This is a genomic window from Chloroflexota bacterium, from assembly GCA_020850535.1.
Taxonomy (GTDB): domain Bacteria; phylum Chloroflexota; class UBA6077; order UBA6077; family JACCZL01; genus JADZEM01.
In genome coordinates, this window is record JADZEM010000013.1 from 37625 (window position 1) to 50668 (window position 13044).

Below are 13044 nucleotides of genomic sequence, written 5' to 3' on the forward strand. Positions count from 1 at the left end.
TCGCCTGACTACACCTGCTCCACCTGACTGGCGATGGCCTCCTGAAACTCGTCTTCGACGTGGGCCAGCTCGGTGAGCTGCTCAGCCAGTCTGATCCAGTCCTGGCGAACCAGGAGCGTGTGGCTACGTCCGAAAAGTGCGGCTTGCTGCTCCTTCAGCCTGGACAGGTCAGGAGCACGACCGTTGAAGAACGCTGCGAAATCACACGCACGTCGAGCTGCCAACTGGAGCGCAAACGTGGTGAGGTGTCCGGTGAGCCGCGGTGAAAGGTCCTTCTCGCTCACGCGGACCGCGAGTTGCCGGATGGCAGCGCCCCCATGACCGCGGGCTTCTGGGTCGCTCGTGGCCTGACGCCGATAATGGCGAGCGAGTGTCACGCGCACATCGGTCAGGAGTTGCTCGTCCGTCGGCGATGCGATCCGGCGGGGTGCTGACCACCACCTGAAGGCTCCACGACGATACGTGATCGCGTCGGCGCGCCACCCGCCGACGGCTGAGCAGATGGTCAGCGTCGTCGGACGCTACCTCCCTGAGCGGCAGGCGCAGGGCTTCGTCCGAGGCGTGTTAGAGCGAGCCACTGAGCATCTCGTCGGGTTCACCATCCGCCCGACCCGCTGGAACGCCCTCGACTTCGCGTAGCCCGGCGCCTCAGGGCGCGCAGCGAACTCTTGTGCTGCGCGCGTGCTGTCGGGATAGGGCAATCGTATGTTCATTGGCGTTCCCAGAACGCGGTAAGACGGGCAGTCGGGGGTTGAAACCCCCGTCTACAGGCATGCAGTCGCTGCGCGACGAAGGACGAGAACAGCCGTCGTCCGGTGAGACTGGAGCGTCGCGCAGCGACTGCAGGATGGTAGGCGGGGCTTTCAAGCCCCGACGAGGCGGCACGACAACATCAACATGCGATCGCTCCGGCTCGTGACCCAGGGCGATTGCATGTTCGTTGGTGTCCCCGAAGCATCATGGAACGGGCGGTCGGGGACTGAAGTCCCCGCCTACAGTCACGCCGTCGCTTCGCGACGAAGGACGAGAACAGCCGTCGTCCGGTGAGACTGGAGCGTCGCGCAGCGACTGCAGGATGGGAGGCGGGGCTTTCAAGCCCCGACGACGCTGCACGGCCTGCCGAACGTGCAATCGCCCTGCGCGCTTCCAGAGGGTCAGCGCAGCTCGTCTTCCGGACCGCAGATCGCCTCGTACAGGCCGCCCAGCTCCTCGTCCGAGTAGAAGTGGATGACCAGCCGGCCGCCGCGCCGGCTCTTGTAGAGCTGCACCTTCGTGCCGAGCGCCTGCCGGAAGCGGTCCTCGATGGCGGCGGCGTCCGGCGGAAGCTGGCGCGGCTCGGGGCGCTTCAGCGAGGCGTCTGGGCCGGCCGCGTTCAACCGCCGGGCAAGCTCCTCGGCCTGCCGGACCGACAGCCCCCGTTCGAGGATCGCCTCCAGGAGCATCGCGCCAAGCTCCGGCGTGGAGCAGGAGAGCAGCGCCCGGGCGTGCCCCTCGGTGATCTGCCCGCGTGCCAGGGCGTCGCGGGCGGCCGGCGGCAACTGGAGCAGGCGGAGGGCGTTCGCCACGGACGCCCGGCTCTTGCCGACTCGTGTCGCGACGGCCTCCTGGGTCAACTGATGCTCGTCGATGAGCTGCCGGTAGGCCAGCGCCGTCTCCAGCGGGCTCAAGTCCTGCCGCTGGATGTTCTCGACCAGCGCCAGCTCCAGGCGCTGACGGGGCGTCGTTTCCTTGACGACAATCGGGACGGTCAGCAGGCCGGCTGCCTTCGCCGCGCGCCAGCGGCGTTCGCCGGCCACCAGGGCGTAGCTGTCGTTGTCGGCGCGGCTCACGATCAGCGGTTGCAGGATGCCGTGCTCGCGGATCGACTGCACCAGCTCGGCCAGGGCGGCCTCGTCCATCTCCAGGCGTGGCTGCCAGGGGTTCGGCATGATCCGGTCGACATCGACCTCGTGCGGGCTGGGGCCGTCCGTCGCCTGGGGGATCAGCGCGCCCAGGCCCCGCCCGAGTCCGGTCCGCCGGCCGCCGCTCGGCGCGCTCATGCGCCCTTCGCCTCGGAGACAGCCGCCCGGCGCAGCCCGAGCCGGTCCAAGAGCTCACCGGCCAGCTCGGTGTAGGCTTGCGCCCCACGCGAGGACGGATCGTGCAGCTTGATCGGCCGGCCGTAGCTGGGGGCCTCGCTGAGCCGGACCGAGCGCGGGATCGCCGTCTGGAAGGTGGCGGCCGGGAAGTGCTTGCGGACCTCGTTGGCAACCTGCAGGCTCAGGTTCGTGCGGGCGTCCAGCATCGTCAGCAGGATGCCGATCAGCGCCAGCCGGCCGTTCAGCGAGCCGCGCACCATCTCCAGCGTCTCGACCAGTTGACTCAGCCCTTCAAGGGCCAGGTACTCGCTCTGCACGGGGATCAGGACGTGATCGGAGGCGGCCAGGGCGTTGAGCGTCAGCAGGCCGAGCGACGGCGGCGTGTCGATCAGCACGAGATCGTAGCCGTCGTCGTCCTGGTCGCCGGATGACGCCGAGAGCAGCGCTCGAATCGCAGCGTCCAGGCGGCGCTCGCGGTCTGGCAGATCCACCAGCTCGATCTGGGCGCCCGCCAGCACCCGGTCGGCCGGCGCGAGATCCAGCCCCGGGATGTCCGTGTGCAGGATGATGTCGGCCAACGAGGCGTCGCCCAGGAGGACGTCGTAGGTCGAGCGCTCGCGCTCGGGGTCGGTCAAGCCGAGCGAGCTGGTGGCGTTCGCCTGGGGGTCGAGGTCGATCAGCAGCACCTTCTGGTTGCTGGCAAGCTCGGCCCCCAGGCTGACCGCCGTCGTCGTCTTGCCGACGCCGCCCTTCTGGTTGGCGACGGTGATGATCCGTGCCGGCATGGCCTAGGCTCCACGCCGCTTGCCGCGCTTCAACCGGTCGGCCACCTGCTCGGCGGTCGGAATACCACTCCAGGCCCGCTTCTCCAGGACGAAGGACGCGGCAGCGTTGGCGTAGTCGGCGGCGGCGCGCGGGTTGCCGGTGCGGTGGTAGTGGACGGCGAACGACGAGGCGAAGACGTCGCCGGCGCCCGTCGGGTCGATCTCGCGGGCCGGCTTGAAGGCGTGCGAGCGCCAGGCCGGCTTGCCGCGCTCGAAGACCACGCAGCCCCGTCGGTTCTCGGTGACCACCACCAGCTTCGACTGCGCGATGTACTGCTCGCGAAGGGATGGCAACGGCACGTCCTCGGTGCTGAAGACGGTCACGTCGGCGCGGGCGAGGGCCGCGTCGGCCTGCGCCCACTCGACGGGGAAGACCTTGTGCGATGCATCCCAGCCGCGCATCCAGCCCTGGGGCGTCACCAGCATCATCGAGCCGGGGAAGGCGTCGATCAGGCCATCGTCGATCTCCTGGGCCAGCGGCGCAAGGTGGACGATGGGCGCCCGTGACCACTCCGGCGGCACGTGGACGGGCAGCAGGTCGGCCGCCCGTCCGAGCAGGAACTGGGTGCGCCCATGCTCGTCGTACTGGTTCACGTAGCAGGTGGTGGACTGCGTCGGGACGCGGATCACGCGGATGCCGGTCTGCGGCTCGCGCAGGTTGTCCCGGCCGATCAGCGTGTCGATGATCAGCGGCTCGAAGTCGGCGCTGGTCAGCACGCCGACCTGCATGCCGGCCTTGTGGGCCGTCAGCGCCGCGTAGGAGGCCGAGCCGCCGAGGATGTACCGCTTCTCGAAGACATCGACGCAGATATGACCGACCGTCAGGTACTCGACCTGCCCGAGATCGGTGAAGACCTCGGGCAGATCGGCAGACGCGGTCTCGGCGGGAGCGGTTGGCAGTTCGGCGTCAGCGGGAGCCATACCCACCAAACCGTTGTGCCTGGCGCGGCGAGACGACGACGCGGCGGCTGTCACCCTCGCCGACGCTGTGGGTCGAGACGCCGGGGTGATCCGCGAGCGTCATGTGGACGATGCGGCGCTCGGCCGGGGTCATCGGATCGAGGAAGACCGGCTGCCGGTACCGCTGCGCCCGCTCAGCCGAGCGCAGCGCGATGTCTCGCAGCAGGCGCGCGCGACGCTCGCGGTAGCCCTCGGCGTCGAGCACCACGCGGACGCGGCGCTCGGCCTTGCGGCTGGCGAGCAGGCCGACAATGAACTGCAGGGCCTGGAGCGTCTCGCCGCGCCGGCCGATGAGGATGCCGCCGAACTCGCCGTGGATGCTCAGCTCGATGGTCGGGAGGCTATCGTCGATCTCGGCGCTGTCCACGCGGACCTCGCTGGGCAGATCCATGCGGTCGAGCAGATCCTGCACGACGTTGAGCGCGATGTCGGCGACCGGGCGGGCCTCCGCGGAGATCTGGGCCGGGGCCGGCCGGTTACTCTCCTGGTGACCACCGGCCCGGCCGGCGGGTGCGCCTCGGCGCGGCGGCGGCACGCGGGCAGGCACGGCGACGGCGGGAGCGTCTTCCTCCTCGTCGTCTAGGTCGTCGTCCTCTTCATCCTCTTCGAAGTCCTCATCGCCTTCGTCGTCGTACTCCTCGTCATCCTCGTCGTCGTCGTCATCCTCGTCGTCGTCTTCGTACTCGTCGTCCTCGAACTCGATCCCTTCGTGCGGGGTGACGCGGACGCGGGCCGGCCGACCCTGGCCAGCCTGCACGAGCACTTCAATGGTGACGTCGTCCCGCTCCAGCCCGAGCTCATCGAGGGCGTTCTCGATCGCCTCATCGACGGTACGGCCGGTCGCCTCAACGCTTTCCACTACGCTTCCCCTTCTTCTTGCGGCTACCACCGGGCGGACGCCCTGGCGGCGGATTCAGTGGCTCATCGGCGTCAACGGAGTCCTCCTCGACGTCCTCATCGCGCCGGGCGGCCAATCGCTTGGTTGGGGGTGAGGCGGGCAGGCTGGCGGCGGCAGGCGCGCCCCAGAGGCCGCCAAAGAGATTTTCCGGCCTGAGTGGATCCCAACTCACGGTGATACCCATGCGGAAGATCTCGAAGAGGTTGCTGATGGTCCAGTAGAGGACCAGTCCAGCCGGGAAGTTGAAGCTGAAGAAGAACAGCATCAGCGGCATGAAGTAGGTGGTCATCCGCTGCATCATCTGCTGCTGCGGATCGTCCGACGGGCCGCTGGTGGGCGTCAGCTTGCCGTACCCGAACTGGGTGATGAGCATCAGGATCGGCAGGACGCCCGGGATCGGGATGCCGCCGATGTGGTAGGAGTCTGGCGCTCCGAGGTTCGAAATCCAGAGCCAGGCGTCGTGGAAGGCCTTGTCACTGCGAAGTGGATCGCAGTAGGTGGCCGAGATGTTGGCGAGGTTCTCAGGGTCGCATGAGAGGTGGATCAGGGCCTGGTACAGGCCGATGAGCACGATCATCATCGGGATCATCGGGAGGCAGCCGGCGGCCGGGTTGACGCCGTGCTCCTTGTACAGGCGCATCTGCTCCTGCGCGAGCCGCTCTCGGTCCTTGGGATACTTTTTCTTGAGGGCGGCGATCTCGGGCTGGATGGCTTGCATCGCCTTCATGCTCTTGGTCTGCATCAGGCTCAGCGGGGTGAGCAGGAGCTTGAGGAAGACCGTGAAGAGGATGATGGCGAGGCCGCCGCTGCCCGTGGCCTGTGCCAGCAGCTTGAGCCCGTCTTCGAGGATCATCACGAAGGGGACGAAGACGGGCAAGAAGATGTCGAACGGGTTGCTCACGAGCAGCCCTCCCTGGGCAGCATGCGGGACAGCGGTCGTTCTCCGGGCTGGTGTCGAGTCGGGGATGGGATCGTCATCGAACGGGGTCGTAGCCGCCCGGATGGAACGGGTGGCAGCGCGAGAGTCGGCAGAGCGTCAGCCAGCCACCCTGGATGACGCCGTACCGCTCGATGGCCTCGTAGGAGTAGCGCGAGCAGGTCGGCCAGAAGCGGCAGGCCGGCGGCAGGAGCCGCGAGAGCGTGCACTGGTAGACGGTGATGATGCCGAGGGCCAGGAGACGCATCAGCAGGCCTCCCGGCAGGGTCGCTGGCGGTGAAGGGTCCGCCCATGGGGCAACTGGCCGTCAGGCAACTGGCCGTCAGGCTGGCACGCGGCGGCCATGCTCGCCGAGGTTGTCCGACACGGCCTCTCAGACATGTGCTGAGCCTTCCGCGGCGGACGTGCCGTGGGCTGCTGGTGTGCCGCCACCGGAAGCAGGCGGCGTCGTGGCCCGCGTGAGAACGCGAGCACGCCGCAACAGCGTCTCGGCGGCGTCGCGCAGGTCGGTCCAAGATGCCTCAGCGGCCGGCGCCCGCGCGATGAACACGAGGTCATGGCCCGGCAGGAGGTCGGGGAGACGGTGGCGTACGGCTTCGCGGACACGCCGCTTCACCCCATTGCGTACCACCGCTTTGCCCACCCGCTTTCCTACCGAGATGCCCAGCCTGGTGGTCGCGCCGTCATTCGGCGCGACGTACAGGACGAGGAGCGGATGCCCCCATGAGCGGCGCGCAGCGCGCACCCGCTGGAAATCGGCGGGGCGGCGGAGTCGGTGCGCGCGTCGCATGACGGCGCGACCCTCGCCGTCCGGCCTACACGACCGTCAGTCGCTTGCGTCCCCGGAGCCGCCGGCGGCGCAGTACGTGACGCCCACCCGGGCTGCTCATCCGCTTGAGGAAGCCGTGCTCGCGCTTTCGTGGCACGCGCTTCGGCTGATACGTTCGTTTCGCCACACCCGGGCTCCTGTCTGTTGATGCTCGATTATGTCCAAGCGATCTCTGGTGCGCGAATTGTACTGAGGCCCGGAAGAGAGCGTCAACGGCTTTCCGTCCGCCTCAGGACCGTTTCACGTGAAACGAGCGAGATGCAGGTCGTGGATCAGGGATCGTAGATCGTGGGAAAGACACGCATCCTCCCCACGATCTACGATCCCTGATCCACGATCCGTGTCAGCTCCGCGTCGCGAGGATCTTTTCCGACGCGGCCAGCAATGAGCAGATCGCGATGCCCTCGGCCGCCTGCTCGACTTCGGTCTCGGAGGGGTAGGACGGCGCGATACGGATGTTCGTGTCGCGCGGGTCCTGGCTGTACGGGAACGTCTGGCCGGCCGGCACCACGGTGATGCCCGCCTCCTTCGCCAGCGCCACGACTCGCTTCGCACAGCCTTCCATCACGTCCAGGCTGATGAAGTAGCCTCCCTCGGGCTTCGTCCAGGTCGCCGCGCCGGTGCCCGAGAGCAGCTCGGCGAACATCTCGTGGACCCTCGCGAACTTCGGCGCGAGGATCGCCCGGTGCTTGGCCATGTGGGCTTTCAGGCCGGCCTCGTCCTTCAGGAAGCGGGCATGCCGCAACTGATTGATCTTGTCTGGGCCGATGCTCCGTCGTCCCATGTGCTTGAGCAGCCAGGTCACGTTGGTGGGGGAGGTCGCGACCATCGCGATGCCAGCGCCCGCCAGCGTGATCTTCGAGGTGGACCCGAAGACGAACACCCGGTCTGGGTTGCCAGCCTCGGCCGTCGCCGCAACGATGTTCGCCAGCTCGGGCGGGGTCTCCGTGAGCGTGTGGACGCCGTAGGCGTTGTCCCAGAAGAGGGTGAAGTCTGGCGCGGCGGTCTGCATGCCCGCAAGCCGCTTCACCGTCTCCTCGGAGTAGACATCGCCCGTCGGGTTGCTGAAGCGCGGCACGCACCAGATGCCGCGAACGGTCGGGTCGTTGCCGGCCAGCCGTTCGACCATGTCCATGTCTGGCCCGGCGCCGGTCATGGGGATCGGGATCATCTTGATCCCAAAACCCTCGCACAGGCCGAAGTGGCGGTCGTAGCCGGGAGCAGGGCACAGGAAGGTGACGGCGTCTTCCTTGCTCCAGGGGCGCTGACTGCTGGGCAGGCCGAACAGCATGGCGTAGGCCATGACATCGTGCATGAGCGCGAGGCTGGAGTTGTCGCCCAGCACGATCTGCTCGATGGGCGCGCCCATCAGGCCAGCGAAGATGCGCCGCGTCTCGCGCAGCCCCTGGGCCTCGCCGAAGTAGTTGCGGACGTCGTCGCCCGACTCAGAGGTCGCGTCGTCAACGCCCGGCAGACCGAGCAGCTCCTGTGCCAGGGTCAACTGATCCTCGCCCGGCTTGCCGCGCGCCATGTTCAGATTGATGCCGCGCGCCTTGAACTCCTCGTACCGGCCGCGGAGGCGGTGTTGCAGGGCGACAAGCTGCTCTGTCGAGAGGGATTGGAGATCCATCGTGGTTGCTCCAGCCGAGAGGTAGGTCGGACGCCATGTGCGGCGTGGGCGGCACACATCGACGACCACGTACCTGCGGCGTGCGTCGGACGACGATATCTGGCCCGCTCTGCCAGCCGAAGGAGAATCGTACCGGTCGGCGGAAGCGGGCAGCTATCGGCAGAATCCGCTAACGGATGTCCATGAGGGTCGTTGGGCGCAGCCCAGTCTGACCAGTTGCGTCTGTGGCGCTCGCCAGTGGTCTGTCAGTCGTGAACGACCGGGTTGGACCTCTGCCGACGCTTCACCGTCATCCCGAGCGAAGCGACCCGTTCGGCACGCGCAGGGCAAGCCTGCCACCCTCCCCCCAGGGCGATTGCATGTTCATTGGTGTACCCGAAGCATCGTGGAACAGGCGGTCGGGGACTGAAGTCCCCGCCTACACGCATTCAGTCGCTGCGCGACGGCCGTCGGGAACGGCCGGCACTGGTGCGACTGGAGCGTCGCGCAGCGACTGCAGGATGGTAGGCGGGGCTTTCAAGCCCCGACGCGGCGGCACGACGACATCAACATGCGATTGCCCTGGCAGCAGCATCAGGGCGATGGCATGACGAGCACGTCCTGCGACCTCGTCGGGGACTGAAGTCCCCGCCTACACTCATTCAGTCGCTGCGCGACGGTCGTCGGGAACGGCAGGCACTGGTGCGACTGGAGCGTCGCGCAGCGACTGCAGGATGGTAGGCGGGGCTTTCAAGCCCCGACGAGGCGGCACGACGACATCAACATGCGATTGCCCTGACGACCTCTCCCGTTATCCCGAGCGGAGTGAGCGTGCGAACGCAGTCGAGGGATCTTCCTCGCTCCCGTGTCTGGGGAAGATCCCACTTCGCTCGTGCCTCGCCGCGGTCGGGATGACGACCGGCACTGAGCGACCCTGTGATTGACACCAGACGAGCCGCTAGAGCGCGAAGGCCAGGCCGTCCTCGGCCATCGTGACCGGCCCGCCGAATGCTGCCTGTGCCTCAGCCAGCATCGCGGGTACGGCGTCGTCGTCTGCGATGTGGGTCAGGATCAGGCGCTTGACGCCGGCGGCCCGGGCGACGCGGCCAGCATCGCCGGCCGTCGAGTGGCAAGGGCGGTGCACCTGCTTGGCATCCTGGTCGAGGCCGCCGCACTCGTGCAGGAGCACGTCCGCGCCCTGGGCAACCTCCGCGAGCCGGTCAGATGGGCGCGTGTCGCCGCTGTAGGCGATTCGGACGCCGTCGACCTCCACCACGCAGCCCATCGCGCCGCCGTCCACCGGCAGATGGTCGACCAGGAACGGGACCAGTCGGCCATCTGGCAGGGCCGTTGGTTGCCCGTCGAGCAGCGGGAGCCACTGGAGCGCCTCTCCGAGCGCCGCTGGCGTGCCAGACGCCTGCACCGCGAACGCTTCGCGGAGGGCGCGCAGCGTGCGCGGTTCGGAATAGACCCGCAGGCCGGCGTCGGCGATGGGCGCGCCACGCTTGAGCACCTGGATGCGCCGCCACAGCAGGAGCGGATCGATGCCGCCCGCGTGGTCCGGGTGGCGGTGGCTGATGAAGACATCCTCAATGCTGAGAGGATCGATGCCAGCCGCCAGCAATGACCGCACGACGTTGAGGCCATGCCCGGTATCCAGCAGGATCGGCGCGGCAGTGGGCGCAGCCCGCTGCACGAGCAGGCACGCCTGGTTGCGGCGCACATTGGCAGCGCCGCCGGTCCCGAGGCAGAGGATCCGTGGTCGACTCATTGCGTCAGCATGATAGCCGGCTGGACGACCGTGCAGCCGGTGCTACGCCTCTCGTGCCAGCGCGAGGAGATCGGCCCAGTCGTCGGCCCGCAGGATGCCATCCATCATGCGATCCAGGGCTGGCAGGTCGGTCGTCTGGTGGATGGTCGCGACCGTGGCGGCATCCGGTGCGCCGAAGCGCTGCGCTCCGAGCCGGAGGATGTCGCGCTGCGCCCGCTGCCGCTCACCTGCTTCCCGCCCTTCTTCTCGCCCCTCTTCGAGGATGATCTGGTACGTGATGGACTCTCGCATGTACGGGAACCTCCGGAGCAGGTCGCGGATCGCCTCTTCATCATACCGCAGCCCCATGAGCAGGGAGACGCTCGACCAGATCTCGTCGGCTGTGCTCCGAGGGAGGTCATCTCCCATGCGCTCCTCGATGCGGCGGAGCACTTCGGGGAGGCGTCCGGGCGGCAGGGCGGCCAACGGCGCGAGCGGCAGGATGCCCAGCCCGCCGCCGAGGAACTCCTCCACGGGACGCTCCCAGATACGGACCACCCGGAACCAGAAGGAGATGGTCAGGTCATCCGTTGCGCCTTGAAGGTCGAGTCGACCAGACAGCTCCGGTCCGTCAGCCTCTGGGCGCAGCAGTACCACGGTCGATTCGACGGGGGAGGCGTGGCGGTGCCGCAGCAGCGCGTGATACTGCAACAGGCGTGAGGGCAGACGCGGATCCCGGCTGGCCTGCACTTCGAGATGCGCGAGCCAGGGAGTCGGAGCATCGATCCGCAGGAGCTTGTCAACTTCGGCCAGGACCGTCGAGATCTCGGACTCGACGGGGTGGACCGGGCCATTCACGGGCAAGCCGGCCAGCCGCAGCCAGCTAACCGGGTCTTCCTCGATCAGCCTGCGGGTGGCAACGTCAAAACGGGCGTGGCCCTGCTCCCTCTTGCACGACACGCAGGATACGCGATGCGATGGGGCGCCCGCGGAGACGGGCGACGAGCGGGTTCCCGGGCGGCGATTGGCGTCCAGCTCGCTGAGCGCGGCTACGGCTCGTACACCAGCTCGGACTTGCCGACCTCGAGCCGGTCGCCCGGCTGGAGGACGTACGGGTTCGGGAGCGTCCGGCCGTGGTGGCGGGTCGGGTTCATTGGGCCGAGGTCGCGGTAGACGAAGTGTCCGTCCTCCCAGGAGATGCGAGCATGCCGCCGGGAGACGCGTGGGTCCGCCACGACGATCACGCCGGGGCCTTCGGATCGCCCGATGATCTGATCCTGGGTGAGCGGCCACGCGTGCTCGGGTGACCCTGGCGCCCGGACGGTGAGCCGAGCGGAGGCTGGCGGCCCCGTCACCGCGCTGTACATGGCTGTCTGCGCCTCGCGCGTATCGTGCAGTGTGGCGCCTTCGACGGCCCGTGCCTCGCGCGTCACCGGCTCGAATGTGCCGGTCGGGGCCTGCGTCCCGCCTGGCAGGGACCGTCGGCGGTCCGGCGGGGGGAAACCAGGCTGCCCTGGTGGACCATGTGGTCCAAATTGGGCGGGTGGCGGCGTCGAGCGTCGGCTGAGTGCGAAGATGATCCCGCCGCCTGCCGCCAGCATCACGATCAGGCCCAGCCCGATGCCGAGCCACGCCAGCGAGGAGTCCTCCTCAAACAGTTTTGCGATGCCGGTCGGCTCGGGGGTGGACGTCGGTGTACTGGTCAGGGTGGGATTGGCCGTGCCGCCCGCCGTCGGCGTGCCTGCGACTCCAGCCCCGGCGACGGGCGACAGGCTGGCGCTCGGGGACGGGCTGGGCGCGGGGACGACGGTTGTGGCGGCGACGACGAGCGGCACCTGCTGCTCGGCCACGCGGTCGCCGAGCCGGGCCCGGATCGTGAGCGTGTGCTGGCCGGGGGGCGTCTCGGCAGTGTTCCACGTGAAACGGTAGGGCGGCTCGGTGACCGTGCCGAGCGGCGCGTCGTCCAGGAGATACTCGACGGCGTCTACGCGCTCGGCGTTCTCCAGCGTGGGTTGCAGCTGCACCTGCCCGCTGACCGTCGCGCCCGCCGGCAACGTGGGCACGGACACCGCCAGCGGCATCGGCGGCGCGGCGAACCGATGCGAGGCCCGCGCCTGCTGGCCGTTCTGGCTGACGGCGATCTCCACTTCGTTCTCTGGCGGCCGCGTGTCCGGGGCGCGGTAGCGCAGGACGTACTGCTTCCGGAGCAGATCCGCCATCTGAGCCGTGCGCTCGGCCAGCCGCTCGGCGGACGGCGCTTCGCCCAGCGTGCCGCCAGTGGTGAGCGTCAGCCGACGGAGCGGCTCGATCTGAAACTGCCCGATGGCGATGGCCGACACCGGTGTGCTGGTCTCGCGGGCGCGTGCGATCACGTCGTCGAGCTTCAGCGTGCTGTGCGTGTCCTCGCCGTCGCTGATGACCACCACGGCGCGCCGCCCCAGCGGCTCTTTCGCCACCAGCGACACGGCCTCAAAGACGCCGTCGTAGAGCGTTGTGTCGCCCTTCGCCTGGAGGCCGTCGAGAGCGCGGCTGAGCGCCTCACGGTCGCCGGTCAGCCCCTGCACCACCGAGGCCGTCTGCCCAAACGTGACGATGGCCCCCCGGTCACGCGGCCCCATCTTCTCGAGGAACTGGCGGACGGCTGCGCGGGCATCGTCGAGCGGCTGACCCTGCATGCTGCCGCTGGTGTCGATGGCCACGACGACCGCCAGCCCATCTTGGTCCGCCTCGGCCAGTTGCAGCGTCAATTCGGGGATGGGCTTCCCATTGTGGACGACCTGGACGCGGTCCTTGCTGACATCGGTGATCGGGAGGCCGGCGGCGTCGGTGAAGGTAAAGTAGACCGCCACCTGTGGGAACTCATCCGTCAGCACCTGGTTGACGACGAGGAGCAGGTCGGCGGCTGATGCTGGGCGGGTGGTCTGAGCCATCGGCAGCACCCAGACCAGCAGGATGGCCACCAGCGAGACCCAGCGACGTTGCGTGGCTGTCACGGCTTCTGGCTCACCCCTGTGCGTGCGGCGCGAACGGCCCTGCACGGCGCATCCTAGCACGTGCTGTGCAGGGCAGGAAGGATTCGACGGCCAAACTCTCCGACCGGATATATTGAGAGACTTGACTGGGCGAACGCACTGAACAGCAACGCTGCTCGCCACGGGC

At 68.5% G+C, this 13044-nt stretch carries 14 protein-coding genes; 1 reads left to right on the forward strand and 13 read right to left on the reverse strand.

The features are described 5' to 3' along the window. Positions 1–8 precede the first annotated feature (8 nt). Positions 9–284 carry a hypothetical protein gene (locus IT306_01750; GenBank protein ID MCC7367113.1) on the reverse strand — a complete coding sequence of 92 codons (276 nt, stop codon included), beginning with the start codon at positions 282–284 and terminating at the stop codon, positions 9–11. Positions 285–462: 178 nt separating this feature from the next. On the opposite strand from IT306_01750, the gene IT306_01755 reads away from it, so the two are divergent. Continuing rightward, positions 463–639, forward strand: a complete 177-nt coding sequence (locus IT306_01755; GenBank protein MCC7367114.1) for a hypothetical protein — start codon at positions 463–465, stop codon at positions 637–639. 515 nt (positions 640–1154) lie between these two features. On the opposite strand, the gene IT306_01760 is transcribed toward IT306_01755, so the two are convergent. The 12 genes from IT306_01760 to IT306_01815 form a co-directional block, all read right to left on the reverse strand. Next, positions 1155–2039, reverse strand: a complete 885-nt coding sequence (locus IT306_01760) for a ParB/RepB/Spo0J family partition protein (GenBank protein MCC7367115.1) — start codon at positions 2037–2039, stop codon at positions 1155–1157. Then, on the reverse strand, positions 2036–2863 hold the full coding sequence (locus IT306_01765; protein MCC7367116.1) for a ParA family protein: 828 nt from the start codon (positions 2861–2863) through the stop codon (positions 2036–2038). Before IT306_01765 ends, IT306_01760 begins: the two co-directional genes overlap by 4 nt. 3 nt (positions 2864–2866) lie before the next feature. Beyond that, positions 2867–3823: a hypothetical protein gene (locus IT306_01770; GenBank protein ID MCC7367117.1), complete on the reverse strand. Its 957-nt coding sequence runs from the start codon at positions 3821–3823 to the stop codon at positions 2867–2869. Next, positions 3810–4721, reverse strand: a complete 912-nt coding sequence (locus IT306_01775) for a KH domain-containing protein (protein MCC7367118.1) — start codon at positions 4719–4721, stop codon at positions 3810–3812. The genes IT306_01770 and IT306_01775 overlap by 14 nt, the downstream gene beginning before the upstream one ends. Continuing rightward, positions 4708–5661: a membrane protein insertase YidC gene (locus tag IT306_01780; GenBank protein MCC7367119.1), complete on the reverse strand. Its 954-nt coding sequence runs from the start codon at positions 5659–5661 to the stop codon at positions 4708–4710. Before IT306_01780 ends, IT306_01775 begins: the two co-directional genes overlap by 14 nt. 73 nt (positions 5662–5734) lie before the next feature. Next, the gene (gene yidD / locus IT306_01785; GenBank protein ID MCC7367120.1) at positions 5735–5944 is read right to left on the reverse strand and encodes a membrane protein insertion efficiency factor YidD; all 210 of its coding nucleotides are present in this window, start codon (positions 5942–5944) and stop codon (positions 5735–5737) included. 126 nt (positions 5945–6070) lie between these two features. After that, positions 6071–6487, reverse strand: coding sequence for a ribonuclease P protein component (gene rnpA / locus IT306_01790; GenBank protein ID MCC7367121.1), 417 nt, complete (start codon positions 6485–6487; stop codon positions 6071–6073). A 25-nt stretch (positions 6488–6512) separates the two neighbouring features. Further along, on the reverse strand, positions 6513–6653 hold the full coding sequence (gene rpmH / locus IT306_01795) for a 50S ribosomal protein L34 (protein MCC7367122.1): 141 nt from the start codon (positions 6651–6653) through the stop codon (positions 6513–6515). A gap of 216 nt (positions 6654–6869) precedes the next feature. Continuing rightward, a complete protein-coding gene (locus IT306_01800; GenBank protein MCC7367123.1) occupies positions 6870–8156 on the reverse strand; it encodes an aminotransferase class I/II-fold pyridoxal phosphate-dependent enzyme in 1287 nt (428 codons plus the stop codon). Positions 8157–9093: 937 nt separating this feature from the next. After that, positions 9094–9906, reverse strand: a complete 813-nt coding sequence (locus IT306_01805) for an MBL fold metallo-hydrolase (GenBank protein ID MCC7367124.1) — start codon at positions 9904–9906, stop codon at positions 9094–9096. A gap of 42 nt (positions 9907–9948) precedes the next feature. Next, the gene (locus tag IT306_01810) at positions 9949–10845 is read right to left on the reverse strand and encodes a hypothetical protein (GenBank protein ID MCC7367125.1); all 897 of its coding nucleotides are present in this window, start codon (positions 10843–10845) and stop codon (positions 9949–9951) included. An 89-nt stretch (positions 10846–10934) separates the two neighbouring features. Next, on the reverse strand, positions 10935–12878 hold the full coding sequence (locus IT306_01815; GenBank protein MCC7367126.1) for a VWA domain-containing protein: 1944 nt from the start codon (positions 12876–12878) through the stop codon (positions 10935–10937). Positions 12879–13044 lie beyond the last annotated feature (166 nt).

Excerpts from the sequence above, each read along its gene's own strand:
- IT306_01765 (MCC7367116.1), bottom strand. The coding sequence starts at position 2,863 with ATGCCGGCACGGATCATCACCGTCGCCAACCAGAAGGGCGGCGTCGGC.
- IT306_01770 (MCC7367117.1), bottom strand. The coding sequence starts at position 3,823 with ATGGCTCCCGCTGACGCCGAACTGCCAACCGCTCCCGCCGAGACCGCG.
- IT306_01760 (MCC7367115.1), bottom strand. The coding sequence starts at position 2,039 with ATGAGCGCGCCGAGCGGCGGCCGGCGGACCGGACTCGGGCGGGGCCTG.
- IT306_01805 (MCC7367124.1), bottom strand. The coding sequence starts at position 9,906 with ATGAGTCGACCACGGATCCTCTGCCTCGGGACCGGCGGCGCTGCCAAT.
- rnpA (MCC7367121.1), bottom strand. The coding sequence starts at position 6,487 with ATGCGACGCGCGCACCGACTCCGCCGCCCCGCCGATTTCCAGCGGGTG.
- IT306_01800 (MCC7367123.1), bottom strand. The coding sequence starts at position 8,156 with ATGGATCTCCAATCCCTCTCGACAGAGCAGCTTGTCGCCCTGCAACAC.
- yidD (MCC7367120.1), bottom strand. The coding sequence starts at position 5,944 with ATGCGTCTCCTGGCCCTCGGCATCATCACCGTCTACCAGTGCACGCTC.